Annotated in this window: 20 protein-coding genes and 2 pseudogenes; 7 read left to right on the plus strand and 15 right to left on the minus strand. The window is 67.4% G+C overall.

Going from position 1 to position 24,476, the window contains the following annotated elements; all coding sequences use genetic code 11:
• Both pyc and FE811_RS01130 read left to right on the plus strand, forming a co-directional pair.
• Window positions 1-2,967, plus strand: a pseudogene (gene pyc / locus FE811_RS01125) (pyruvate carboxylase); the annotation flags it as partial.
• Window positions 2,968-3,027: 60 nt separating this feature from the next.
• Window positions 3,028-3,900, plus strand: a complete 873-nt coding sequence (locus tag FE811_RS01130) for a MurR/RpiR family transcriptional regulator (protein WP_036757890.1) — start codon at window positions 3,028-3,030, stop codon at window positions 3,898-3,900.
• Here the strand turns inward: FE811_RS01130 and FE811_RS01135 are convergent.
• From FE811_RS01135 to FE811_RS01165, 7 genes are all read right to left on the minus strand, one after another.
• Entirely contained in the window at window positions 3,897-4,658 is a 762-nt protein-coding gene (locus tag FE811_RS01135) for a sulfite exporter TauE/SafE family protein (RefSeq protein WP_166435402.1), read from the minus strand. The genes FE811_RS01130 and FE811_RS01135 overlap by 4 nt on opposite strands.
• Window positions 4,659-4,718: 60 nt before the next feature.
• Complete coding sequence (locus FE811_RS01140) at window positions 4,719-5,732, minus strand: ABC transporter permease (RefSeq protein WP_140846480.1); 1,014 nt, start codon at window positions 5,730-5,732, stop codon at window positions 4,719-4,721.
• 39 nt (window positions 5,733-5,771) lie between these two features.
• Entirely contained in the window at window positions 5,772-7,307 is a 1,536-nt protein-coding gene (locus FE811_RS01145; protein ID WP_116220965.1) for a sugar ABC transporter ATP-binding protein, read from the minus strand.
• An 82-nt stretch (window positions 7,308-7,389) separates the two neighbouring features.
• On the minus strand, window positions 7,390-8,319 hold the full coding sequence (locus FE811_RS01150; RefSeq protein WP_114535936.1) for a sugar ABC transporter substrate-binding protein: 930 nt from the start codon (window positions 8,317-8,319) through the stop codon (window positions 7,390-7,392).
• Between the two features lie 303 nt (window positions 8,320-8,622).
• Window positions 8,623-9,579, minus strand: coding sequence for a Gfo/Idh/MocA family protein (locus FE811_RS01155; protein ID WP_116220964.1), 957 nt, complete (start codon window positions 9,577-9,579; stop codon window positions 8,623-8,625).
• A 33-nt stretch (window positions 9,580-9,612) separates the two neighbouring features.
• Window positions 9,613-10,551, minus strand: coding sequence for a sugar ABC transporter substrate-binding protein (locus FE811_RS01160; RefSeq protein ID WP_116220963.1), 939 nt, complete (start codon window positions 10,549-10,551; stop codon window positions 9,613-9,615).
• A gap of 27 nt (window positions 10,552-10,578) precedes the next feature.
• Window positions 10,579-11,775 carry a Gfo/Idh/MocA family protein gene (locus tag FE811_RS01165; RefSeq protein ID WP_116220962.1) on the minus strand — a complete coding sequence of 399 codons (1,197 nt, stop codon included), beginning with the start codon at window positions 11,773-11,775 and terminating at the stop codon, window positions 10,579-10,581.
• Window positions 11,776-11,898: 123 nt separating this feature from the next.
• Here FE811_RS01165 and FE811_RS28670 point away from each other — a divergent pair.
• Window positions 11,899-12,237: pseudogene (locus FE811_RS28670) on the plus strand (substrate-binding domain-containing protein); the annotation flags it as partial.
• A gap of 46 nt (window positions 12,238-12,283) precedes the next feature.
• Complete coding sequence (locus tag FE811_RS28100) at window positions 12,284-12,571, plus strand: hypothetical protein (RefSeq protein WP_214273834.1); 288 nt, start codon at window positions 12,284-12,286, stop codon at window positions 12,569-12,571.
• A gap of 70 nt (window positions 12,572-12,641) precedes the next feature.
• On the opposite strand, the gene FE811_RS01175 is transcribed toward FE811_RS28100, so the two are convergent.
• Window positions 12,642-14,126: a TonB-dependent siderophore receptor gene (locus tag FE811_RS01175; RefSeq protein ID WP_244294926.1), complete on the minus strand. Its 1,485-nt coding sequence runs from the start codon at window positions 14,124-14,126 to the stop codon at window positions 12,642-12,644.
• Between the two features lie 288 nt (window positions 14,127-14,414).
• Window positions 14,415-14,987, minus strand: a complete 573-nt coding sequence (locus FE811_RS01180; RefSeq protein WP_181180797.1) for a TonB-dependent receptor domain-containing protein — start codon at window positions 14,985-14,987, stop codon at window positions 14,415-14,417.
• Between the two features lie 115 nt (window positions 14,988-15,102).
• On the opposite strand from FE811_RS01180, the gene FE811_RS01185 reads away from it, so the two are divergent.
• Window positions 15,103-16,266 carry an NnrS family protein gene (locus FE811_RS01185; protein WP_166435400.1) on the plus strand — a complete coding sequence of 388 codons (1,164 nt, stop codon included), beginning with the start codon at window positions 15,103-15,105 and terminating at the stop codon, window positions 16,264-16,266.
• Between the two features lie 25 nt (window positions 16,267-16,291).
• Here FE811_RS01185 and FE811_RS01190 read toward each other — a convergent pair whose 3' ends face one another.
• Window positions 16,292-16,603: an ETC complex I subunit gene (locus FE811_RS01190; RefSeq protein ID WP_072462415.1), complete on the minus strand. Its 312-nt coding sequence runs from the start codon at window positions 16,601-16,603 to the stop codon at window positions 16,292-16,294.
• A 188-nt stretch (window positions 16,604-16,791) separates the two neighbouring features.
• On the opposite strand from FE811_RS01190, the gene uvrB reads away from it, so the two are divergent.
• Complete coding sequence (gene uvrB, locus FE811_RS01195) at window positions 16,792-18,978, plus strand: excinuclease ABC subunit UvrB (protein WP_072462416.1); 2,187 nt, start codon at window positions 16,792-16,794, stop codon at window positions 18,976-18,978.
• A 48-nt stretch (window positions 18,979-19,026) separates the two neighbouring features.
• Here the strand turns inward: uvrB and FE811_RS01200 are convergent, their stop codons facing one another.
• The 4 genes from FE811_RS01200 to FE811_RS01215 all read right to left on the minus strand — a co-directional run bounded on the left by FE811_RS01200 (window position 19,027) and on the right by FE811_RS01215 (window position 21,606).
• Window positions 19,027-19,314 carry a hypothetical protein gene (locus FE811_RS01200; protein ID WP_036757909.1) on the minus strand — a complete coding sequence of 96 codons (288 nt, stop codon included), beginning with the start codon at window positions 19,312-19,314 and terminating at the stop codon, window positions 19,027-19,029.
• A gap of 242 nt (window positions 19,315-19,556) precedes the next feature.
• Window positions 19,557-20,192 (minus strand): ParA family partition ATPase, encoded by a 636-nt coding sequence (parA, locus tag FE811_RS01205; RefSeq protein WP_036757911.1) that lies wholly within the window; start codon window positions 20,190-20,192, stop codon window positions 19,557-19,559.
• 102 nt (window positions 20,193-20,294) lie between these two features.
• A complete protein-coding gene (locus tag FE811_RS01210) occupies window positions 20,295-20,618 on the minus strand; it encodes an antibiotic biosynthesis monooxygenase (RefSeq protein ID WP_036757913.1) in 324 nt (107 codons plus the stop codon).
• Between the two features lie 34 nt (window positions 20,619-20,652).
• Complete coding sequence (locus FE811_RS01215; protein ID WP_116220960.1) at window positions 20,653-21,606, minus strand: hypothetical protein; 954 nt, start codon at window positions 21,604-21,606, stop codon at window positions 20,653-20,655.
• 103 nt (window positions 21,607-21,709) lie between these two features.
• Here FE811_RS01215 and FE811_RS01220 point away from each other — a divergent pair, with 103 nt between their 5' ends.
• Window positions 21,710-22,759, plus strand: a complete 1,050-nt coding sequence (locus tag FE811_RS01220) for a dipeptidase (protein WP_116221689.1) — start codon at window positions 21,710-21,712, stop codon at window positions 22,757-22,759.
• Between the two features lie 163 nt (window positions 22,760-22,922).
• Here FE811_RS01220 and FE811_RS01225 read toward each other — a convergent pair whose 3' ends face one another.
• A complete protein-coding gene (locus FE811_RS01225; protein WP_036757915.1) occupies window positions 22,923-24,464 on the minus strand; it encodes a Ppx/GppA family phosphatase in 1,542 nt (513 codons plus the stop codon).
• Window positions 24,465-24,476: the final 12 nt, after the last annotated feature.

The following is a 24,476-nucleotide window of genomic DNA, read 5'->3' on the forward strand; positions in this document are numbered from 1 at the left end:
CTGGGGCGGCGGCGGGCGCGGCATGCGCCCGATCATGACCCCCGAGGAGCTGCCCGAGAAGGTGCGCGAGGGACGGCGCGAGGCCGAGGCCGCCTTCGGCAATGGCGAGGGCTACCTGGAAAAGATGATCCTGCGCGCCCGCCATGTCGAGGTGCAGCTCTTGGGCGACAGCCATGGCGGGCTCTATCATCTCTATGAGCGCGACTGCACCGTGCAGCGCCGCAACCAGAAGGTGGTCGAGCGCGCCCCGGCGCCCTACCTGACCGAGGCACAGCGCCAGGAAGTCTGCGGCCTGGCGCTGAAGATCGGCCGCGCCGTCGGCTACCAGAACGCCGGCACCGTCGAGTTCCTGATGGATATGGACAGCCAGGCCTTCTACTTCATCGAGGTGAACCCGCGCGTCCAAGTCGAGCATACCGTGACCGAGGAGGTCACCGGCATCGACATCGTGCAGTCCCAGATCCTGGTCGCCGAGGGCGCGACGCTGGCGCAGGCCACCGGCGTCGCCCGGCAGGAGGACGTGCACCTGAACGGCCACGCCCTGCAATGCCGGGTCACGACCGAGGATCCGCTGAACAGCTTCATCCCCGACTACGGCCGCATCACCGCCTATCGCTCGGCCACCGGCAACGGCATTCGCCTGGACGGCGGCACCGCCTATTCCGGCGGCGTCATCACCCGCTATTACGACAGCCTGCTGGTCAAGGTCACGGCCCATGCCCAGACCCCGGAAAAGGCCATCGCGCGCATGGACCGGGCCCTGCGCGAGTTCCGGGTGCGCGGGGTGGCGACGAACATCGAATTCGTCATCAACCTCTTGAAGCACCCGACCTTCCTCGACGACACCTATACCACCAAGTTCATCGACACCACGCCGGACCTGTTCGCGTTCCGCAAGCGCCGCGACCGGGCGACGAAGCTCTTGGTCTACCTGGCCGACATCACCGTGAACGGCCATCCCGAGACCGCCGGCCGCCCCCGCCCGCCGGCCGAGGCCCGCATCCCGGTGCCGCCCCGGCCCCAGGCCGAGNTCCGGCGGCCGAGCCCGCCCCCGGCACCCGCCAGCTGCTGGAGCAAAAGGGCGCCAAGGCCGTCGCCGACTGGATGCTGGACCAGAAGCGCCTGCTGATCACCGACACCTCGATGCGCGACGGGCACCAGTCGCTGCTGGCGACGCGCATGCGCTCGATCGACATGATCCGGGTGGCGCCCAGCTATGCCGCGAACCTGCCCGGCCTGTTCTCGGTCGAATGCTGGGGCGGCGCCACCTTCGACGTCGCCTATCGCTTTCTGCAGGAATGCCCCTGGCAGCGGCTGCGCGACATCCGCGCCCGCATGCCCAACCTGATGACGCAGATGCTGCTGCGGGCCAGCAACGGCGTCGGCTACACCAACTATCCCGACAACGTGGTGCAAAGCTTCGTCGCCCAGGCGGCCAGGACCGGGGTCGACGTGTTCCGGGTCTTCGACAGCCTGAACTGGACCCCGAACATGCGCGTCGCCATGGATGCGGTGATCGAAAGCGGCAAGATCTGCGAGGGCACGATCTGCTATACCGGCGACCTGCTCGATCCCGCGCGCGCGAAATACGACCTGCAATATTACCTCAGGATGGCGCGCGAGCTCAGCGATGCCGGCGCGCATATCCTTGGCCTCAAGGACATGGCCGGGCTCTTGAAGCCCGCCTCGGCCGCCATCCTGGTCCGCGCGCTGAAGCAAGAGATCGGCCTGCCGGTGCATTTCCACACCCATGACACCGGCGGGCTCAGCGGCGCCTCGATCCTGGCCGCGGCCGAGGCCGGGGTGGATGCGGTGGATTGCGCCATGGATGCGCTCTCGGGCAATACCTCGCAGCCCTGCCTGGGCTCGGTGGTCGAGGCGCTGCGCCACACCGACCGCGACACCGGGCTGGACATCGAGGCGATCCGCCGGATCTCGAACTACTGGGAGGCGGTGCGCGAGCATTACGCCGCCTTCGAGAGCGGCTTGCAGGCCCCGGCCTCGGAGGTCTGGCTGCACGAGATGCCCGGCGGCCAGTTCACCAATCTCAAGGCGCAGGCGCGCTCGCTCGGGCTCGAGGAGCGCTGGCACGAGGTCGCCCAGGCCTATGCCGAGGTGAACCGGATGTTCGGCGACATCGTCAAGGTCACGCCCAGCTCCAAGGTGGTGGGCGACATGGCGCTGGTGATGGTGGCGCAGGGGCTGAGCCGCGCGCAGGTCGAGGACCCGGCGGTCGAGGTCGCCTTCCCCGATTCGGTCGTGGACATGATGCGCGGCAACCTGGGCCAGCCCCCCGGCGGCTGGCCCGAGGCCTTGCAAGGGAAGGTGCTGAAGGGCGAGGCACCGCTGACCGCCCGCCCCGGCGCGGCGATGCCGCCGGTCGACATCGCGGCCGCCCGCGCCGAGCTGGTCCGCCAGCTGGAAGGCAAGGCGGTCGACGACGAGGACCTGAACGGCTACCTGATGTATCCCAAGGTGTTTTTGGACTACATGGGCCGGCACCGGCAATACGGCCCGGTCCGGGTTCTGCCGACTCGGGCCTTCTTCTACGGCATGGAGCCGGGCGAGGAGATCGAGGCCGAGATCGACCCCGGCAAGACGCTGGAGATCCGGCTGCAGACCGTGGGCGAGACCGACGAGAAGGGCGAGGTCAAGGTCTTCTTCGAGCTGAACGGCCAGCCGCGGGTGATCCGGGTTCCGAACCGGCTGGTGAAGGCGCAGACCGCCGCCCGTCCCAAGGCCGATCCGGGCAACGAGGGCCATCTCGGCGCCCCCATGCCCGGCGTCGTCGCCTCGGTCGCCGTCGCCCAGGGGCAGAAGGTCAACCCCGGCGACCTGCTGCTGACCATCGAGGCGATGAAGATGGAAACCGCCATCCACGCCGACAGAGCCGGCCTGATCAAGACCCTCCACGTCAGGCCAGGTGAACAGATCGACGCAAAAGACCTCATGATAGAGATGGAATAGGAAGAAAGAGGGCTTGGCACCCTGCAATAATTATTGCAGACTTGGCGGCAGAGGAACGCCATGCCAACAAGCCACCCGCCGCAGGATTACGAAGAGCTGATCCGCATCATCCATGATCGCCACGATCAGATGAGCAAGACCTATCAGCGCATCGCCGTCTATCTGACCCAGAACCCCAACGAGGTCGCCGTCCATTCGGTGAATGCCATCGCCGAGCGGTGCGGCATTCACGCCTCGAGCTTCGTGCGCTTCGCGCAATCCCTGGGCTACAAGGGCTTCAAGGAATTGCAGGCGCTGTTCCAGAAGCGCCTGGCCACCGCCGCTCCGGGTTTCGAGGCCCGCGTCAAGGCGCTGGAAACCGAGCTGAAGGGCGCGGGCGACCCGACCGAAATCGGCTTCCTGCGCGACCTGGTGGTGCGCGACATCGCCTCGCTTCAGCAATTGCTGGACGAGGTGAATCCCGAGGACCTGGCGCTGGCGGCCGACCTGCTGGACCGTGCAGACATCATCTACCTGATCGGCCAGCTGCGCTCGTCGCCGGTGGTGGAGCTTCTGCGCTATGTGCTGACCATGCTGGGCAAGCGCTGCGTGCTCTTGGACCCCGGTGGCGGGCTGGCCACGCATATCGGCCGCACCATTCGCAAGACCGACGTTCTGCTGGCGGTCTCGTTCCGCTTTTATGCCAACGAGGTGGTGAACGTGGTCGAGGAAGCGGGCCAGAAGGGGATCGACATCATCGCCATCTCGGACAGCACGCTGTCGCCCCTGGCGCGGTGGGCGCGGGTGCTGTTCCCGGTGCCCGAGCACGATTACACCTTCTCGCGCTCGCTGGCCGCGCCGATGTGCCTGGCGCAGGCGCTGGTGGTGGCCGTCGCTGCCCGCGTGCAGCACAATGACGAGGATCCGCGCATCCCGACCGTGACCGGGACCTAGAGCCCGGCCAGCCCGTCCCAGACCAGCTTGACCCCGACCAGCGCCACCGAGGCATAGGTGAAGGGATAGAAGATGCTGGCGCGCATGTGGCGAACCACCCAGCCCCCGAGCCAGGTCGCCCCTATCGCCAGCGGCAGCATGGCTGCGGCGCGGGCCAGGTTATCGGAACCGAACTCCCCCAGCGCGGCATAGGGGACCAGCTTCAGCGCATTGGTCACGGCAAAGAACATCACCGTGGTGCCGGTGAAGAGCTTCGGATCCAGCCGCAGCGGCATCATGTAGATCTGAAGGGGTGGCGCTCCGGCATGGGCGACGAAGCTGGCATAGCCGGCCAGCCCGCCCCAGAAGCGGGCGGCAGCCGGACGCGCGCCGGCAAGCGCGGTGCCCTGCCCCGTTCCGACAAGCGCACGTGCCACGAAGGCCAGCGAAACCAGTCCCACGACCAGGCGAACCGCCGAGTCCGAGACCAGTTCGGCGCTGGCCCAGCCGATCCCGATGCCTGCGACCGCTCCGGGCATGATCCGACGCATGATCTGCCAATCGACCCAAGCCCGCCAGCTTGCCACGCTGACCACATCCATCACCACCAGCACCGGCAGCAGGATCGCCGCTGCCGTGACCGGGGGCATGACCAGGGCCATGAGCGGCACGCCGAGCAGGCTCATGCCGCCAAGGCCGCCCTTGGAAAGACCGACCAGGACGACGGCCAGCGCGGTCACGGCCAGTTCGGTCGGCGATGCGAAGATGGTCCAATGCATGGCGGTATCCATGAAAAAGGCCCGGAGCGAGATGCTCCGGGCCCAAAGCCTGGGGGAAGGTCAGGCTTTCTTGCTGCGGGCGTTCTGACGGAAGGTATCGGCCACGACGGCGGCGACGATGATCACGCCCTTGACGATTTCCTGGTAGAAGGCATCGACCCGCAGGAAGGTGAAGCCCGACATCATCAGCCCCAGGATCAGCGTGCCGATCACCGTGCCGAAGATCCGCCCGCGCCCGCCGCTGAGCGAGGTGCCCCCGATCACGGCCGCGGCGATGGCGTCAAGCTCATACATCATGCCCATGCCGGCCTGCGCGGTCTCGGCGCGGGCGGCGGTGACGATGCCGGCCAGCCCCGCCAGCAGCCCGGCGATGGCATAGACCTTGATCAGGTGGCGCTGCACGTTGATGCCCGAGACGCGCGCCGCCTGCGGGTTGGCGCCGATGGCATAGGTGAACTTGCCATAGCGCGTACAGCGCAGGGCGATATGGAAGATCAGCGCCACCGCCAGGAAGATGAAGACCGGCCAGGCGCCCGATCCGATCGCGGCGAAGCTGTCGGTGGGGAAGCTGATCGGCTGGCCCTTGGTATACCATTTGGCGATGCCGCGCGCCGTCACCATCATGCCCAGCGTGGCGATGAAGGGCGGAATCCCGGTCAGCGCGATCAGCGCGCCGTTGATCATGCCTGCGATCAGCCCAAGCCCAAGCCCGACGGCCAGCGGCACGATGACCGGCAGGTCCGTCAGCGCCGGATACATGGCCCGCGCGTAATCGCCCGACTGCGCCACGCTCATGGTGATCATCGCCGTCATGGCGACGACCGAGCCGGACGACAGGTCGATGCCGCCGGTGATGATGACCTGCGTGACGCCGATGGCGATGATGCCCACGACCGAAACCTGCAGGATCATGATCGTCAGGCGACGGGTGTTCATCAGGAAGCTCTGGCCCTGGAAGATCCAGCCCAGGATCTCGAAGACCAGCGCGACGGCGACCAGCACCAGCAGGATGTTCAGCTCCTGCGGCAGCCCTCGGCGCTGTCGCTTGACGGGTTCGATCTGCACATTGTCCATGATAATGTTCCTCCTCGGGCGCCGGGCGCCGCGCGGGCCTCAGCGGGCCGCCAGTTCCATGATTTTCACCTGGGTCGCCTCGGCCCGGTCCAGGATGCCGGTCATATGGCCCTCGTGCATGACCATGATCCGGTCGGACATGCCCAGAACCTCGGGCAATTCGGACGAGATCATGATGACCGCGACCCCCTGCTGCGCCAGGCCCGAGATCAGCCGGTGGATTTCCGCCTTGGCACCCACGTCGATGCCGCGGGTCGGCTCGTCCAGGATCAGGATCTGCGGCTTGGTCAGCAGCCAGCGCGCGATCAGGACCTTCTGCTGGTTGCCGCCCGACAGGTTCTCGATCCGCTCATCGAGGTTCGGGGTCTTGATCCGCAGCTTGTCCTTCATCCCGAGGCAGAGATTGGTCATCCCCCGCTCGTCGACGCAGCCCAGCTTGACATGGCCTTCATGCAAGGCTGCGATCTGCATGTTCTCGAGGATCGTCAGCGGCAGGAAGCAGCCCGTCGCCTTGCGGTCCTCGGTCAGCAGCGCCATTCCCTCGCGCATGGCGTCGGCGGGCGATGCGATGGGGACATCGCGGCCGGCGATGCGGATCCTGCCCTCGACGGCCGGCGTCACGCCGAACAGCGCCTCTGCCACGTTCGAGCGGCCCGAGCCCACCAGGCCGGCCAGCCCGAGGATCTCGCCGCGGCGCAGATCGAAGGTGATGCCGTGGAAGGTGCCCGGCAGCGAGAGGTTCTCGACCGACAGGATCACCTCGCCGATTTCAGCCTCTTCCTTGGGGAACATCTCGGTGATCTCGCGGCCGACCATCATGCGGATGATGTCGTCGCGGGTCACGTCGATGCTGGCATGGGTGCCGACATACTTGCCGTCGCGGAAAACCGAGAACTCATCGGCGATCTCGAACAGCTCGTTCATCTTGTGGGTGATGTAGACGATGGCCACGCCGCGCGCCTTCAGGTCGCGGATGATCTCGAACAGGTGGTCGACCTCGGTTTCGGTGATCGCCGAGGTCGGTTCGTCCATGATCAGCACCTGGGAACGATGGCTGACCGCCTTGGCGATCTCGACCATCTGCCGCTGCGCGACGGTGAGCGTGCTGATCTGCGCGGTCGGATCGATCTTGAGCCGAAGCTGCGCGAACAATTCCTGGGTCATCTCGGTCATCTTGCGGTGGTCGATCAGGCCGAGCGCATTTTTCGGCTCGCGCCGGATCCAGATGTTTTCGGCGACCGTCATCCAGTCCATCAGCGCCAGTTCCTGATGGATCATCGCGATGCCCTGTTCCAGCGCATCGAGCGGGCTGGCCAGAACGACCTCCTCGCCGCGCAGGCGGATGGTGCCGCGGTCGGGCGTATAGATGCCGGCGATGATCTTCATCAGCGTGGACTTGCCTGCGCCGTTCTCGCCCATCAGCGCGTGAACCGAGCCCGGCCGCAGCCGGAACTGCACGTCATCCAGCGCCACCACGCCGGGAAACTCCTTCCGAATACCCTCGATTTCAAGGATATAGGGCAGGCTCTTTTCCTTGTAGCGTTCGATCGCCTCCAGTGTGGTCTTCGAAACCATCTTCCCCCCGAAAGACTGTCAGGGGACGCGGCCCCCGGATTGAGGTCCGGGCATCCGGTCCGCGACCGAATGCCCGCCCGGATCAGTTCTGGGTCTTGTATTCCGCGACGTTCTCGGGCGTGACCAGCTCGAAGGGAACGGCCACGCGCGGCTCGAACGCCTCGCCGCGGGCGATCTTCAGGACGGTGTCCAGCGCACCCTCGCCCTGCCCCTTGGCGGATTGATAGACCGTGACGTCCAGATCCCCCGCCTCCAGCGCCGCCAGCGCGTCCTGCGTGGCATCGACGCCGCCGACGATCACATCGTCCATCGAGATCCCCGATGCCTTGAGCGCCTGAACCGCACCAAGCGCCATCTCGTCATTGTTCGAGAACACGGCGTCGGGCTGCATCCCCGAGGTCAGCCAGTTGGTCATCAGGTCCAGCGCCGGGGTTCGCATCCAGTTCGCGGATTGCGAGTCGAGTACGTTGATGCCCTTGCATTCATCCGACTGCAGCACGCGTTCGACCGCCGCGGTGCGCCCGCGCTGCCCGGTGGTGCCAAGCTGGCCCATCAGGATGACGGCATCACCCTCGCCGCCCATCAGCTTGCACATCTCGGTCGCCTGCAACTCGCCCGCCTGCTCTTCGTCCGAGCCGACCCAGGCCTGCTTTTCCGGGAACTCGTCCATGTTGGCCGGCAGCATGTTGACGAAGACCAGCGGCACGCCCGCCCGGTCGGCGATGCGCGACATGGCCTGGCCGGAATCGGCGTCGACCAGCATCACGATGATGCCGTCCACGCCCGAGGCGACGAAATTCTCGATCTGGGACTGCTGGCGGGCGATGTCGCCCTGGGCATCCTCCATCTGCACGGTGACGCCCAGATCGCCGGCGTGGCGCTGGATGTTCTGACGCAGCACGGTCAGGTAGTTGTCGTCGAAGAGCGACATCGCAACGCCGATGGTCTCGGCCTGAACCGTGCCTGCCATCAGCGCACAGAATGCGGTGGCCGTCGCGAGTTTCTTGATCATGTGGGTCTTTCCTCCTCCTGTTACCTCCGTCCGATCTTCTCGCGTCGGACGAAGCCAAAACCTCGATGCGACAAGGCAATATCAAGCCGTTGGCGGAACCGCTGTTCCGCCGCATCCCTTCCGACTTGATGACGACCTCCCGCCATGTCCGAGAACCGTGAGCGATGCGTGTCCCGTATCTTGCCCCCGGCCTCCGCGAGGCAGGGATTCCCTGCCTCGACATTGACCATAGCCCCTCTGCAACGCGATTGCAATAAAAATTGCAGATACTGAATACGGCAACAAACGCTCTCTTGCGCATGTTTACATGCGAGGCGCCAGCGGCCCCCCGCCTGCTGGCAGATGCTCGACCAACTGCTGGCAATAACCGGTCGCCAGAAGACCGTCGCGGGCCGTCGCCATGTTCTTGCAGGTCCGGCCGGAACGGCATGCCCGCACCCAGGCCTGATCCTGCAAGCGATAGCTGTCGGCAAAGCGCCCGATCCAGTCGGGCGAATATCCGGCCTGCATCGCACCCCCGCGCCGCAATCGCACCTGCGCCGGTTCGGCCATGGCCACCGTCCCCTCGCGGCCGACGATCTCGGCATGGACGTGGTAGCCATAGGCGGCGTTCATGAACATCTCGACCGAGACGACCGCCCCGCGATCCGTGTGCAATTCGGCCAGCAGCATGTCGCCGGCATCGCCAACCTGCGTCAGGCTTGCCGAGGTGTATTCGGTGTCCAGCAACCAGCGGCAGATGTTGATCTCATGCACCATGGCATTGGTAACGATCATCGAGCCGTCGAACCAACGCGGCGCCTCGCGATTGCGATGCAGGCAATGTATCAGCAAGGGCGCGCCGATCCGGCCCGCGTCCAAGGCGGCTTTCATTTCGCGATAGGCGGGATCGAAGCGGCGCATGAAGCCGACGCTGACCAGGTTGCGGCCCGCATCGGCCTCGACGATCTCGCGGCATTGCGCGACCGTCGAGGCCAGAGGCTTTTCGCAGAGCACGGGTTTGCCCAGGCGTATCGCCGCCATGACCAGGTCATGGTGGGCGGTATCCGGGGCGGCGACCAGAACCGCCTCGACCGCATCGCTTTCGATCAGCGGCAGTCCTTCGGCAAAGACCTGCGCGCCATATGCAGATGCGCCAGCCCGGCCCGGATCGGGGTCGGAAACCGCAACCAGCCGCGCCCCCGAAATCTCCTCGGCGAAAAGGCGGGCATGAAACCCGCCCATGACACCGGCGCCGATCACGCCAACGGCCAGGCTCATCTGCAATCCCTCCGCATGGCGAGATGGCCGGTTTCAGCGCGCCAGATAGTCATCGACATTCTCGGGAGTCACGAGTTCGAACGGGATATAGACGGCGCGCTCTGCCAGTTCCTCACCCCGCGCCATGGCGGCGGCGACCTCCAGCCCCTTGCGTCCCTGCCCCGCCGCGTCCTGGAATACGGTCAGGTCGATGTCGCCAGCCTTCAGCGCCATCAGCGCGTCCGGCGTCGCGTCGATGCCGGCCACGACGACATCCTCGGGGTCGACCATAGCGGCCTTCAGCGCCTGCGCAGCACCGATGGCCATTTCGTCGTTGTTGGCAAAGATCACATCCGGCGTCAGCCCGGCGGTCAGCCAATTCGAGACCAGATCCGACGCCTTGCTGCGCGACCAGTCTGCGACCTGCATGTCCTCGATCTTCACGAAATCGCAGCCGGGCGTCTTGACGAAGTCCTGCACCGTCTCGGTCCGCACGCGGCCGGCCTGGATGAACAGGTCGCCCGCCAGGATGACGCCGTTTGCCGCGCCGTTACCGATCTTTTCCTTGACGAGGCGGCAAGCCTCGGTCGCCTGGATCGTGCCTGCATCGACCTCGCGCGAGCCGACGAAGGCTTCCAGCGGCCCGAGGCTCTCTACATTCGGCGGCTCGCGATTGATATTGACGATGGGAATGCCGGCATCGTTCGCCATCTTGTCCATCTGGGTGATCGCATCGGAATCCACCGCGACCACGATGATCGCATCGACCCCGGACGAGATGAAGTTCTGGATCTGGCTCAACTGCCGGGGCACGTCGTTTTGCGCATCCTCGAATTGCAAGGTAACGCCCTCGGCGTGGCCCGCTTCTTCGATGCCCTGACGCAGGATGGTCAGGAAATTGTTGTCGAATTGCGCCATCGCGACGCCGATTTCCTGCGCCTGCGCACCGAATGCGGTGATCGCGAAAGCGGTGGTGATCATCAGTCGTTTCATGTGGTTCCTCCTGCTTGTGTTCTTCCGTCAGGCGTCGAAGGCGCAGGATACCCACGCCCCGCCTTCGGCATTCGAGCGGATCGCGGCCTGGATGAAGGCAACGCCCGCAGCGCCCTCCTCCAGCCCCGGATAGGCCAGCAGCCCGTCCGGCAGATCGCACCCTTCGCGACGGGCCTCGATGGCGATGGCGAATTCCTCGTAGAGATTGCCCCAGGCGTCCGAGAGCGCTTCGGGATGGCCGCGCGGCATGTGGACGAAGCGCGCGGCATCCGACAGCATCCCTGCGCCATGCCCGCGCGAAATGCGGATATGCGGTGCATTGAAGGGGCGGTGCTGCAGGTATTCCGGGTTCTCCTGATCCCATTCCAGCGTGCCCTCGGTCCCCGAGATGCGGATGCGCAGCCCGCAACTGGCCCCCGCCGCCGCCTGCGAGACCAGCAGGGTGCCGGGCACGCCGCCCTGGAAGCGGCAGGTCATGAAGGCGGTATCCTCCAGCGGCTGATCGGCCCCCAGCCGGTGAAACTCGGCCCGCAGATCGGTCATGCGCAGGCCGGATACGAACTCGGCCAGATGATGGGCGTGGGTGCCGATGTCCGCCGTAGTCGCGGCACCCCCCACCTTGGCGGGATCCTGCCGCCAGGGCGTGCCGGACCAGGCGGCATCGGCGGGCAGCAGCGCCATTTCCTGGAAATACTCGGCATGGATCTGCGTGACCCTGCCGATGGCACCTTCCTGCACCATCTGCCGGGCCTGCCGCACCATCGCATGGGCCGCGAAGGAATAGGTCACGCCGAAGATCAACCCGGTTTCGCGCTGCCTGCCGATCAGCGCGCGCGCCTCGTCCAGCGTATTGACCAGCGGCTTGTCGCAGATCACGTCGATACCCGCATCCATGAACGCCATGGCAACCGCGAAATGCAGATGGTTCGGGACGGTGATCGCCACCGCGTCGATACCGTCCGGCCGCGCCGCCTCGGCCCGTGCCATCTCGCGCCAGTCAGTATAGCTTCGATCTGGATCGAGCCCCCAGTCGCGGCCCGATGCCAGCGCGACCTCGGGGCGCGAGGACAGCGCCCCGGCGACGATCTGCCAGCGATCCGACAGCCGCGCACCCCGCGCATGGACCTGCCCGATGAACGCACCCGCGCCGCCGCCCACGACCCCAAGGCGCAGCTTCCGGCCCATGGCGGGGAAGGCCCCCGCAAGGTTGGCATTCTTTGACATCGACTTCCTCCTCGAGGTGATTCCCTGCCCTCTGCGGCAATAGAAAGCGCGGATCGACCTTGATCGCAACAATTATTGCAATATTTCATGGATCGGCGTTTCTGTTGCGGTGGAGGATTTCACATGCAGCCGAACCCGCTTCGGCTGGATGGAATTGCACATGCCTATGGCCCGAACAGGGTGCTGAAAGGCATCAACCTGACGCTCGGCGCGGACGAAGGCGTCGAAGACCTTTATGTCGGTGGCAACAACCCGCAATCCGGCGTGGTTGCCGCCGAATATCTCAAGTCGAAACTCGCTGACGGCGGCAAGATCGTGGTGATGCGCGGCATCCCGACCGCCATCGACACTATCCGCATCGAAGCCTTCCAGAAGACGCTGGAGAGTTCGGGGATCGAGATCCTCGACATGCAATATGCCAACTGGAACCCCGACAAGGCCTTCGAGGTCATGCGGGACTACCTGACCCGCTTCCCCAAGATTGACGGCGTCTGGGCCGGCGACGACGATGCAGCACTCGGGGGCCCGTGCAGCGATAGAACAGGCCGGGCGCGAGGAGGGTATGGTGCTGCTGGGCGGTTCGGGCATGAACCGGGTGATCAAGATGATCATGGACGGCGACAAGCTGATCGACGCCAATATCTTCTATCCGCCGACCCTGATCGCCCCGGCCATCGAGATCACCGCGATGCGCTATGCCACGCAGTCGCCGATCCGCGGCCGCCATGTCCTGGACAGCCCGCTGATCACCAAAGCCAATGCCGAGGGGTTCTATTTCCCCGACAGCCCCTGTTGAGCGCAATGGGCGGGCGCGAACGCACCCGCCCCGGGTCTTGCCCGACGCCGGCCAGGCCCAGCAGCCTTGCTCAGAACCGGCAATCCAGGCTCAGCGTGGCATTGCGCGGGGCGCCGTAATTGCCGGTCGCATAGGTCTCGTCGATCGAGGCGAGGTATTTGCGGTCGAAGAGGTTGTCGATGTTCAGGCTGGCGCTCATGCCGTTCTGGAAGTCATAGCGCCCCATCAGTCCGACGACCGCATAGGAGCCCTGCCGCGCGGTGCCGGTGACGGGCCAGACCCAGGTATTCTCGATGGCGCTTTGCCAGCGCAGGCTGACGCCCAGGGTCAGGGGCATCGTCTCGAAGGCATAGACCCCCGACAGCTTGATCGAATGGCGGGGCGTGACGGTCGAGATGCGCAGCCCGTCGCCGTCCTTGGCGGTCGTATAGGCATAGCTGGCGGCCAGCTGGATATTCGGCCGGACCTCGCCCGCCAGTTCCATCTCGAAGCCCTTGCTGCGGGTGCCGTCGATGGACTTGTAGGGGTTCGAGCCGTCAGGCAGCTGATAGGTCACGCTGCGGTCGCGGACCGGCAGGTTGTCCTGCTCCAGCAGATAGATCGCCGCCGCGAAGTTCAACCGGTCGTCCGCGAAGCTGGCCTTGGTGCCCAGCTCGTAGTTCGAGCCGGTGGTCGGCTCCACGATCCGGTTGTCCTTGTCGCGATAGCTGGCCTGCTTGAAGACCCGCGTATAGCTGGCATAGACCGACCAGTCCTCGTTCAGGTCATAGGTCAGCCCGGCATAGGGGATCCATTCGCCGTTGCGGCTGATCTGCTGATGCGTAGTCGTGCCGCTGCTGCGGCTGTCGGTGGTATAGTAGTAGTCGTACCAGACCACGCGCGCGCCGGCGATCAGGTTCAGCCGGTCGGTCAGGCCGAAGCGGCCCGAGCCATAGGCCGCGACCTGGTCGATCTTGGTATTGCTGACATAACTGACATAGCCGGCCTGCTGGACCAGGTTCGGCACATGCCCGTCCCAGTCGAAGATCGAGCCGGTGATCGGCTGATAGTCGATATCGGTCCCGTCGAAGGCCGAATAGGCCTTGTGATTGTCCTTGCCCCAGCTGCCGGTGATGCCGAAGCGCAGGTCATGGCTGCGGCCCCACAGCTCGACCGGGCCCGAGGCGGTCAGCGACAGCGCGGCCTGGTCGGTATCGGTATCGGCATAGCCGCCCACGGTCTGCACGCCATAGCCCTGCGGATCGGGCGAGCCCCAGCTGGCCGAGGCCAGATAGCCCTCGCGCTCGGCCCTGTAGAAGGACAACTCGCCCACCGCCTGCCAGCCGGTGCCGAAGTCTTGGGCATAGCGCAGGAACAGGGTCTGCGTGGTCTGGGTCAGCAGCAGGTTGCCGCCGCCGGCATTCGTGCTGGTATCGTAATCCAGCTGCGAGCCGTCATCGGCGATCAGGGGCAGGCCGCCGAACTGGTGGTTGCGGGTGCGGTTGCGCTGGAAGTCGTAACCGGCGCTCAGCGTGCCGGCATCGCCGACGTCGGCCTCGACCACGCCGTAAAGCACGGTCTTGCGCCGCTCATAGCGGTCCAGCCAGAAATCGCCCTGCTCATGACCGATCAGCCGCCATTACCAAGCCAACAGCCACGCCCTGCAAAGCCAGATCCGCAGACAGGGGCGCTTGCGGGTTCCCATGCGTCCGCTCGGCCGGACCCGGAAACGATCCCGGCCACCATGGTCCGGGCCGGGCTGTCGCCCCAGGCCTTCTGTTCGGGGCCGCAAGGGACGACGGTTCGGAAAAGCCTGGCGGAGGCGGCCGGCAAGGGCCGCATCCGCCGCCGGCCGGATCAGGGGTCAGAAGGTGATCTTCCCCGTCAGCAGCACATGGCGCGGCTCGCCGACGAAATTCCCGCCCGAGAAACTGTCCACCACCTCGCAATAGCGCCGGTCGAAGACGCTGTTCACGTTCAGCTGGATGTCGAAATTCTCGTTCAGGCGATAGCCCGCGACCAGATCGACCAGCCCCAGGCCGCCCTGCCGGACCGGGGTCTCGGCCAGGCGCGGGTCATAGACGGCGCTGGATTCCGAGGTGATCTCGCTTTGCAGCCGGAACGCGCCGCCCAGGCGCCACCTGTCGCCCGGCAGATGATACATGGTGGCGATCTTCAGCAGGTGCTTGGGCAGGAAGGTGTTGTAGGGGCTGCCCGCCACGCCATCGACGGTGGCGCTGATGATCTCGGCCTCGTTCCAGGTATGGCCCGGCATCAGGTTCCAGCGCGGCAGCACCTCGCCCGAGATCTCGAAGTCCAGGCCCTTGCTTTCCACCTCGCCCACGGCGCGATAGCAGTCGTAAAGCCCCGGCATGCAATCCTCGACCGGCAGCGGCGTCGGCCGGTTCTTGCGATCCCCTGGCAAGGCGGATGTCATGGCCAGCCGCTCCGGGCAAGGGCGCCGCGGCCATGGGTCGCCCTGCCCGGCCGGCATATTGACAACGGCCGCCCTGCTGGCGCTATGGGGCATCCGCGGCAGCAGCCGGAAAACGATGTTTCGCTTTTTGACCCATGGGCTATGGCTGGCGCCGCATCGCCCGCTGTTCTTCCTGGCCGGCCTGTGGGCGGTCCTCATCCCCTCGGCCTGGCTGCTCCCCTTGGGGATGGGCGTCGATGCGCTGTCTTGGCACCGGCATGAGCTGCTGTTCGGCATGGGCGGCGCGGCGGTGGGCGGCTATCTGCTGACCGCGCTGCCGGCATGGACCGGGCGGGTCCGGGTCGCGCCGGCCACGACCGGGATCATGGTGGCGCTGTGGCTGGCCGGGCGGCTGGGCTTTGCCCTGGGCCTGCCCGCGCCCTTCGCCCTTCCCGCTGCGACGGCCTATTTCCTCGTGCTGGGCGGCCTGCTGTCGTGGCAGGTCGCCGGCGCCGGGGCCTGGCGCAAGATGCCGCTGGCGCTGGCGCCCCTGGTCCTTGGCGGCATCGAGGCGCTGGCGATCGCCGGGCCGGGGCCCGCCGCCGAAAGCCTTGCGCAGGACATGGCGCCGCTGTTCTTTGCGCTGCTCATCAGCCTGGTCGGAGGCCGCGCCCTTGCCGCATTCACCCGGCATTGGGCCGCGGCATCCGGCCAGCCGCCCTTGACCGAGCCGCACTGGCTGCCGGGCGCCGGCGTGCTGGCATTGCTTCTGGCCATCGCGGCGCTGCTGCTGGATCGCTCGGGGCTAGCCGGGCCGCTCCTGATCGTCTCGGGCATCCTGCACCTGGCCCGCATGGGCCTGTGGCGCAGCTGGCGCGCCGGCCGCTATCCGGCGCTGCTGCTGTTGCACCTGGCCTGGCTCTGGCTGCCGCTGGCCCTGATCCTGGCGGGGCTGGCGCAGGCGCCCTGGGCCGGGCTCGACATGGCGACGGCCCTGCATGCGGTCACGATGGGCGCCATGGGCACGATGATGCTGGCGATCATGGGACGGGCGGCCATGCCGCGCAGGGGCGGCAGGCTGGCCGTGTCGCGCCCGCTGGCCCTTGCCTTCGGCCTGGTCAGCCTCGCCACGCTCCTGCGGCTGCTGATGTGCTGCGTGTCGATGGCCGGGCCGGCGACGCTGCTGCATCTTGCCGCATCAGGCTGGATGGCCGGATGGGCGCTTTTCCTGTGGGACTTTCGCCATGCGCTGCAAGGGCCGGTCCCCCGCCCCGTGCTGAGCGCGTCCAGCCGGGCGTGACGGGCGGGCCGGGGGCCGCTGCGGATCAATGCGTCCAGGGCGCGCGGCGGTCGGGGGCGAAATTCTCGCCATAGCCGCGGGGGCGGATGTTCGGGGCGCGGGTGTGCGGCTCGATCACCTCGTAATCCAGCCCACGCTCGCGCGCGTAATCCTCGGCCTGCTTGCGGGTCTCGAAGCGCAGGCGCACCTGGCTCTGGGTGTCGTCGCTGCTGGTCCAGCCCATCAGCGGGTCGATCTCGCGCGGATCGGCGGGCGGAAAGTCCAGCACCCAGTTCTTGGTGCGGGCGGTGCCGGATTGCATGGCGTTGCGGGCGGGCTTGTAGATGCGGACGCGCATGGCGGGAACCCTCTGTTCTTGCTTCCCGCCTTATCCCCGAAGCCGGCCGGGCGATCAAGATGCACCTCGCGCGATTTCCCGCTATCGCGGCCGGATTGCCGCCCCGGCATGGCGCATATTCCCCCGGCCGGGCTTGTATTGGGGCGCGAATGCGCCAGATTGACCCAGGCAGGAACAAAGGTGAAACCATGGGCCACAACAACACCAACGCCCCCGTCGCGCGCTTTCCCGAGGTCAGCCGGCCCAAGCTGGAAGGCGGCAAGCGTTTCGTCATGCGGTCCGAGTTCCAGCCGGCGGGCGACCAGCCCACCGCCATCGCCGAACTGGCCCAGGGCGTCATGGCGGGCGAACGCGACCAGGTGCTGCTGGGCGCCACCGGCACCGGCAAGACCTTCACCATGGCCAAGGTGATCGAGGCGACGCAGCGCCCGGCGATCATCCTGGCCCCGAACAAGACGCTGGCGGCCCAGCTTTACGGCGAGTTCAAGGGCTTCTTCCCGGAAAACGCCGTGGAATATTTCGTCAGCTATTACGACTACTACCAGCCCGAGGCCTATGTCCCGCGCAGCGATACCTATATCGAGAAGGAATCGCAGATCAACGAGGCCATCGACCGGATGCGCCACTCGGCCACCCGCGCGCTCTTGGAGCGCGACGACGTGATCATCGTCGCCTCGGTTTCCTGCATCTACGGCATCGGTTCGGTCGAGACCTATTCGGCGATGACCCAGGACATGGTGGTCGGCGAAAGCTACGACCAGCGCGAATTCCTGGCCGAGCTGGTGGCGCAGCAATATCGCCGGCTCGACGCCGCCTTCCAGCGCGGCGGCTTTCGCGTGCGCGGCGACGTGATCGAGGTCTGGCCGGCGCACCTCGAGGATCGGGCCTGGCGCTTCGACTTCTTCGGCAACGAGCTTGAATCGATTACCGAATTCGATCCTCTGACCGGGGCCAAGACCGACAGCTTCAAGCAGATCCGCATCTATGCCAACAGCCACTACGTCACCCCGCGCCCGACTTTGCAGCAGGCAATCAAGGGGATACGCGCAGAACTTCAGACGCGGCTGAAGCAACTGGCCGACGAGGGCAAGCTGCTGGAGGCCCAGCGGCTTGAGCAGCGCACGAACTTCGACCTGGAAATGCTTGAAGCGACTGGCGTTTGCAACGGGATCGAGAACTATTCCCGCTACCTGACCGGCCGCGCGCCGGGCGAGCCGCCGCCGACGCTCTTCGAGTTCATCCCGGACAACGCCATCGTCTTCGCCGACGAATCCCACGTCTCGGTGCCGCAGATCGGCGGCATGTATCGCGGCGACTTCCGGCGCAAGTTCACCCTGGCCGAGCATGGCTTCCGCCTGCCCAGCTGCATGGACAACCGGCCGCTGAAATTCGAGGAATGGGACGCGATGCGCCCGCAATCGGTCTTTGTCAGCGCCACCCCGGCGCAATGGGAGCTGGACCAGACCGGCGGCGTCTTTACCGAGCAGGTCATCCGCCCCACCGGCCTTCTGGACCCGCAGGTCGAGATCCGCCCGGTCGAGATGCAGGTGGACGACCTGCTGGACGAGGTGCGCAAGGTCTCGGCCGCCGGGATGCGCACCCTGGTCACGACGCTGACCAAGCGCATGGCCGAAGACCTGACCGAATACCTGCACGAACAGGGCATCCGCGTGCGCTACATGCACAGCGACATCGACACCATCGAGCGGATCGAGATCCTGCGCGACCTGCGGCTGGGGGCCTTCGACGTGCTGGTGGGCATCAACCTGCTGCGCGAGGGGCTGGACATCCCGGAATGCGGGCTGGTGGCGATCCTGGACGCCGACAAGGAAGGCTTCCTGCGCTCGGAAACCTCGCTGATCCAGACCATCGGCCGGGCGGCGCGCAACGCCGACGGCCGGGTCATCATGTATGCCGACCGCATCACCGGCAGCATGGAGCGCGCCATGGCCGAGACCGAGCGCCGGCGCCAGAAGCAGGTCGCCTATAACGAGGAACACGGCATCACGCCCCAGACCGTGCGCAAGAACGTCGAGGACGTGCTGGCCGGGCTGTGGCAGGGCGATACCGACCAGGCGCGCATCACGACCAGGGTGGACAAGCCCCTGGTCGGCGCCAACCTGGCGGCGCATCTGGACGCGCTGCGCGCGCAGATGCGCAAGGCGGCCGAGAACCTGGAGTTCGAGGAGGCCGCGCGGCTGCGCGACGAGGTCAAGCGGCTGGAGGCGGTGGAACTGGCGGTGGCCGACGACCCGCTGGCCCGGCAATCCGCCATCGAAGAGGCGGCCGAGGCGGCGGTCAAGTCCTCGGGGCGCTCGACCGCGGGGCGGGCGGGGCAGCGCGGCGGCAACAAGCGGTCGCGGCGGCGCAGCTGACGCGCGGGAACGGGGCCTGGGAGGGATGCCCCGTTCCCGGCGTTCGGATCAGCTGCAACTGACCGAAAGCAGCTTGCCGCGGCTGTCCACGATGAAGGTCAGGCGCTCCTGGATCATCTCCATCGTCATCGGCCGGTCTTCGCGGGCGATGCGATACATCTGGCCCTCGGGGACCGAGATGGTGGGCGAGGTCTGCCCGATCAGATAGGTATAGCGCGCCGCGCCGCAGGGATCGACGGCGACGGTTTCCGGCTCGGGCGGGGGCGGGGCTTCCGGGGTGCAGGCGGCCAGCGCAAGGGGGGTTGCCAGAACGGCAAGGGAAAGCGGGAGTTTCATCTTGACCTCATGAGTCTGGACTTGCTGCCCACTCAACCCATGGAACGGCGGCCGGTTTCCAAAGCCCCGGCGGATCGGCGGATTTCCGCGGATGCGCCAAGGCGGCGCCGCCGTGCGGGCGGCGCGGTAGCAGGGGTATTTGGGCAACGAAGAAGCGCGGGGGCCATCATTCCCACGGATCGCCACATTGCAGGGCCGGTGCCTGCGAGGCGCCCGTCATGGGCAAAGGTCGGCGCCCGAGCCTAGCGCAGCGCGGCCAGCACCTCTTCGGCCAGGGCATCGACCTCGGCGCGGGCGGTGGCGTGGCGCGCGGTCTCGCCCGCGCCCAGCCCCTGCCCCAGCGCCTCGGCATAGGCGACGCGGTTGGCAAGCTGTGCCGCCGCCACCTCGGCCCCCAGCGCGGCGGCACCCTCGGCCACCTCGCCGGTCAGGCGCGCGTGCGAGCGGGTGCGGTTCAGCACGATCAGCGTGTCGCATTTCTCGCGCCGGGCCAGGTCCAGCACGCCCTCGGTCGCCCACAGGTCGACATGGCTGGTCGCCACCGGCACCAGCACCAGGTCGGCCACGCGCAGCGCCGGGCGCAGGTCGCTGTCGATCTTGGGCGGCGTATCGATGATGACGAAATCGAAGCGCTTCTTCAGCTTGTCGGATTCGTAGCTGGCGCCCCAGGCCGAGGAGGTGGTGAATTCCAGCGCCTCGTCCTCGCCCCGGCGCTCCAGCCGTTCCAGGAACCAGCGCCCCATGCTGCCCTGCGGGTCGGTGTCCAGCAGCGCGACCGAATGGCCGCGTCCGCGCAGGGCCACCGCCAGGTTGACCGCGATGGTGGTCTTGCCCGAGCCGCCCTTCTGCTGGGCAATCGTGATGATGCGTCCTGCCATGAGCCCCTCCGTTCCGGCGATCGCCTGCCTGTTTCCTGCCAGACTAGGGGCTAAGCTTGCGCAATGCACGGCTTTTCGCAGCCGCAGCATCGGCATTCCGCATCAGGTCTTCCAGGTATCGACCACCTCGTACATCACCGGCTCGAAATGGCGGCACATGCCATGGATGGCGCGGTTGCGGGTGCGCATCTCGGGGCTGCGCAGCATGGCCTGGTAGTCGCGCCGGTCGCGCCATTGCGAATAGGTGCAGATGCGGGTCTGCGCATCGTTCAGGTGGATCGCGCCCGAGACATAGCCGGGCTGGTGCCGGATGACCTGGTCATAGGCGTCGTTCAGCGCGTCCAGCACGTCATGCGCGGTTCCGGGCGTCACCTCGAAGGTGCAGATCACGGTCTGGCCGGTGAATTCCTTGTCGATGCGGGTCATGGCTGGGCTCTCCTCCCTCGCTGCTGACCCAAGCTTAGCGCAGCGGCGGCGCGGGGGAAGAGGGTTTTCGATCCCGAGCCGGGCGCAGAAAGCCCAAGGCCGGATAAAGCCGGTCCGTCACCGCCAGGCGCATCTGCCGGGCCAGGGGGTCGTGAAAGACCTCCAGCGCCCCTCCGGCCTCGGCCCCCGACAGCCAGCCGCCGTCGAGCCGCCAGCGCCGGAAAAAGATCCGGTCCAGATCCTGCGCCGCGCGGAACTCCAGGCCGCGGCGCGCCTGTTCGGCGCCTCGCGCGGGCGCGATCCGGGCATCGGGGCCGTATGTCCGCCGCGCTTCGGCGATCCTGGCCTGCTGCGCGGCCATGGCCTGGGCCACATCCTCGTCGGTAATCGTGACCAGCCGGTCCATCTCGGCCCGGACCCCGGCCGGCAGCGTCGCGACCGCCGCCTCGGCCGCCTGGCGGAAACGCGGGTCGGCTTCGATCCTCATGCCCCAGGCACCGGGCTGGACGCGCCACAGCACGGGTTGGGCCGCCGGGGTCCAGGCGCCGTCCGCGACCAGCCCCAGGCGATCCAGCAGCGCCAGCAGCTCGGGCCGGGCCAGCGCCGGGCCCAGCCCATGCGCCACCGCGATGTTCGGCGGCGGCGGGGGCGGCGCGCCGATGCGGCGGATGATGAAATCCCCGGCCCGTTCCGGCGGCGGGCTGCCATCGGGCAGGCGATAGGCCAGCTGCCCCTGCTGGCGCGCCAGCCCCAGCACCGCGACGCAAAGATCGTCCCAGCGCGGCGGCATCGCCGGCCGCCGGGGCGCGGCGCGGCGGCTTGCGCCCCAGCCCGTCGCATCCGCGCGGCCCAGGGCCACCAGGGCCTCGCAGCCGATCTGGCAGGCGGTCACGGCCATGTCCTGCCAGCCGCTTCCGTCGTCCAGCGCCGGCAGGTTCCGTTCCAGGAAATCCGTGACCGCCCCCGGCCAATCCCCCGTCGCATGCATCCCGGATCCCTTTCCCGCTTTGGCCGGCCGCACCCCGCCGGCACGCTTGCGACCTGCGCATAACGGGCGCATGTTGCGCCGCGCAATGCGAAAGGACATGAGCATGATTCCGGTCTTCGACGGTCACAACGATTTCTTGCAGCGCATGGTGGCTGCGGGGCCCGGCCGCGACCGGCTTTGGCTGGAGGGCGACGGCAACGGGCATCTGGACCTGCCGCGGATGAAGGCGGGCGGGTTTGCCGGCGGCTTCTTCGCGATCTGGACGCCCTCGCCGCCCGGCCCCGACGATGCGCTGGCGGCGATGCTCAAGAAGAACCCGCCCTTCGCCCTGCCCCTGCCGCCCGAGGTGGAGCCGGTCCAGGCCCTACCCCATGCGCTGGCCCAGGCCGGGCAGCTGATGGCGATGGAGCGGACCGGCACGCTGGCGATCTGCCGGACCGCGGCCGAGATCCGCGCGGCCATGGCCCAGGGCCGCATCGCCGCCATCCTGCACATCGAGGGCGCCGAGCCGATCCCGGACCTGGATGCGCTGCATGTCTGGCACGCGATGGGGCTGCGCTCGCTGGGGCCGGTCTGGTCGCGGCCGACGCGCTATGCCCATGGCGTGCCCTTCGCCTTTCCCGCCTCGCCCGACACCGGGCCGGGGCTGACGGATGCGGGCAAGGATCTGGTGCGCGCATGCAACCGGCTGCGCATCATGCTGGACCTGTCGCATCTGAACGAAAAGGGCTTCGACGACGTGGCCCGGCTGTCGGATGCGCCGCTGGTCGCCAGCCACAGCTGCGCCCATGCCGTCGCGCCCAGCTCGCGCAACCTGACCGACCGGCAATTGCGGGTGATCGCCGAATCGCGCGGCCTCGTCGGGCTGAACTTTGCCGTGGGCTTCCTGCATCCCGAAGGGCGGCGCGACCCGATGCAGGGGTTCGCGGTCATGCTGCGCCACCTGGACCACCTGCTGGAATTGCTGGGCGAGGACGGCGTGGCGCTGGGTTCGGATTTCGACGGCGCCGACATGCCCGAGGATCTGGCCGATGCCGCCGCCCTGCCGAAGCTGGTGCAGGCGATGCTGGCGCATGGCTATGGCCGCGAGCTGGTCGAAAAGATCGCCTGGCGCAACTGGCTGGACCTGCTGGAGCGGAGCTGGGGCGGCTGAACGCGCGCGCCAGCCTGGCGGGACGCGGGGGCGCCGATCCGAAACCGGACACTCGGCAAAGGCACACAAGGATCGTCGCCCCCATGCGCAGGGAAATGCCACAGCCGCACCGCACGGTAAAGTTGTCCATTCGGACAGGATTCCCGCTATGCGGGAATCCCCCTCAGCCTCCGGTGACGACCGGCGTGACCTCCAGCGCATCGGCAAGCGAGCGGAAGCGGGCCTCGGCCACCTCGCCCATCAGCGCGCGCCCGGTCCGGGTCAGCTTCAGCTCCAGAAGCTTCTTCTTGCGCTGCAGCTTCAGCGTGCCCGCTTCGGCCGGATCCTTGACCGAGAACATGGCGCCGAAGCGCAGCGCCTTGCCCAGAACCTCGGCCTCGCGGATCTCCTTTTCCGAGAGCAGCGCGAACAGCGGCGCCATGGGCGAATTGGCGCGGCTGTTCTTGTAGCGGTGCAGCAGCGACAGGCCCAGGAACACCCGTTCGGGATGCGACAGCGCCGCCATGTTGGCCCGCGTGACATTGTCGAAACAGGCATCGGCGCGATAATCGGGATGGGTGCGCCAGGTGGTGTCGTGCAAAAGGCAGGCCGCCCGGACCAGCCGGTCGCGCTCGGGCGGCAGGTCGCCGAACAGCGGCTCCAGGAACTGGTAGAGCTTCTTGCCGAAACCCGGCATCCGCGCCATCTGCCGCTCGGCAAAGCGCGCCGCCTCGATCAGCGGATCGCGCGAGCGCAGCCCGGCCGGCATCTGTTCGTAAAGCAGCCCCTCGCGGATGCCGTAGGAAGAGACGGCCAGCGATTTCGGCTTGAGGCTTTGCACCAGTTGGCGCAGCACCTGGCTGGCCAGCGGCACCAGCTCCATCCGGCTTTGCGAGATGCCGGTCATCGCCCGCATCTCGGCCACGCTGCGCTCGCCGATCCATTTCACCGTGTCGGCGACGGCCTGCGGCGACATGCGATATTCGTGCAGCACGGTCATCGGGTATTTCGCCCGCTCCATGTCCAGCCGCGCGATGGCCCGCCACGAGCCGCCGACCAGGTAGATCTGTTCGTGCCCGCGGCCCAGCCGCTCGGCCGCCCGCTCGATCGCATCGCGGATATGGTCGCGCAGGCCCGCGGCGCCGCCCTTGACCTGCTGCAGCCGGAACGGGCCCAGGGGCGTCGAGATGCGGCCGCCGACCTTGCCGTTCGCCACCTCGGCCAGTTCCATCGAGTTGCCGCCGATGTCGCAGACCAGCCCCTTGGCATCCGGCCAGCCCAGCAGCACGCCCTGCGCGGAAAGCCGCGCCTCTTCCTCGCCGTCGATGACCCAGAGCTTCAGCCCGGTCTCCTTCTCGACCGCCTTGTGGAAGGCGGGGCCGTCCTCGGCCTCGCGCACGGCGGCGGTCGCGACGCAGGTCAGCGGCTTGATGCCCATGCTGTCGGCCAGCACCGCAAAGCGGCGCAGGGCGGCCATGCCGCGGCGCACGCCTTCGGGGTTCAGCCGGCCGGTGGTGGCCAGGCCCGAGCCCAGCCCGGCCATGACCTTTTCGTTGTAGAAATAGGCCGGCGAGCGCGCCGCCCCGTCGAACACCACCATGCGGATCGAGTTCGAGCCCACGTCGACCACGCCGACCCGGCTGAGCGCGCGTTCCGAGGCGCGTTCGAACAGCGAGCGTCCGAAGGGTTCGATGGTTTCTCCGCTTGCGGTCACGATGCCGTTCATCGGGTTCCTCTC

It is taken from the genome of Paracoccus sp. FO-3 (genome assembly GCF_006386455.1).
Lineage (GTDB): Bacteria > Pseudomonadota > Alphaproteobacteria > Rhodobacterales > Rhodobacteraceae > Paracoccus > Paracoccus versutus.

Bases quoted from the DNA above. Each gene is read 5' to 3' on its own strand.
- FE811_RS01130 (WP_036757890.1), top strand. From the start codon at position 3,028: ATGCCAACAAGCCACCCGCCGCAGGATTACGAAGAGCTGATCCGCATC.
- FE811_RS01135 (WP_166435402.1), bottom strand. From the start codon at position 4,658: ATGCATTGGACCATCTTCGCATCGCCGACCGAACTGGCCGTGACCGCG.
- FE811_RS01140 (WP_140846480.1), bottom strand. From the start codon at position 5,732: ATGGACAATGTGCAGATCGAACCCGTCAAGCGACAGCGCCGAGGGCTG.
- FE811_RS01145 (WP_116220965.1), bottom strand. From the start codon at position 7,307: ATGGTTTCGAAGACCACACTGGAGGCGATCGAACGCTACAAGGAAAAG.
- FE811_RS01150 (WP_114535936.1), bottom strand. From the start codon at position 8,319: ATGATCAAGAAACTCGCGACGGCCACCGCATTCTGTGCGCTGATGGCA.
- FE811_RS01155 (WP_116220964.1), bottom strand. From the start codon at position 9,579: ATGAGCCTGGCCGTTGGCGTGATCGGCGCCGGTGTCATGGGCGGGTTT.
- FE811_RS01160 (WP_116220963.1), bottom strand. From the start codon at position 10,551: ATGAAACGACTGATGATCACCACCGCTTTCGCGATCACCGCATTCGGT.
- FE811_RS01165 (WP_116220962.1), bottom strand. From the start codon at position 11,775: ATGTCAAAGAATGCCAACCTTGCGGGGGCCTTCCCCGCCATGGGCCGG.
- FE811_RS28100 (WP_214273834.1), top strand. From the start codon at position 12,284: ATGCAGCACTCGGGGGCCCGTGCAGCGATAGAACAGGCCGGGCGCGAG.
- FE811_RS01180 (WP_181180797.1), bottom strand. From the start codon at position 14,987: ATGACATCCGCCTTGCCAGGGGATCGCAAGAACCGGCCGACGCCGCTG.
- FE811_RS01185 (WP_166435400.1), top strand. From the start codon at position 15,103: ATGTTTCGCTTTTTGACCCATGGGCTATGGCTGGCGCCGCATCGCCCG.
- FE811_RS01190 (WP_072462415.1), bottom strand. From the start codon at position 16,603: ATGCGCGTCCGCATCTACAAGCCCGCCCGCAACGCCATGCAATCCGGC.
- uvrB (WP_072462416.1), top strand. From the start codon at position 16,792: ATGGGCCACAACAACACCAACGCCCCCGTCGCGCGCTTTCCCGAGGTC.
- FE811_RS01200 (WP_036757909.1), bottom strand. From the start codon at position 19,314: ATGAAACTCCCGCTTTCCCTTGCCGTTCTGGCAACCCCCCTTGCGCTG.
- parA (WP_036757911.1), bottom strand. From the start codon at position 20,192: ATGGCAGGACGCATCATCACGATTGCCCAGCAGAAGGGCGGCTCGGGC.
- FE811_RS01210 (WP_036757913.1), bottom strand. From the start codon at position 20,618: ATGACCCGCATCGACAAGGAATTCACCGGCCAGACCGTGATCTGCACC.
- FE811_RS01215 (WP_116220960.1), bottom strand. From the start codon at position 21,606: ATGCATGCGACGGGGGATTGGCCGGGGGCGGTCACGGATTTCCTGGAA.
- FE811_RS01220 (WP_116221689.1), top strand. From the start codon at position 21,710: ATGATTCCGGTCTTCGACGGTCACAACGATTTCTTGCAGCGCATGGTG.
- FE811_RS01225 (WP_036757915.1), bottom strand. From the start codon at position 24,464: ATGAACGGCATCGTGACCGCAAGCGGAGAAACCATCGAACCCTTCGGA.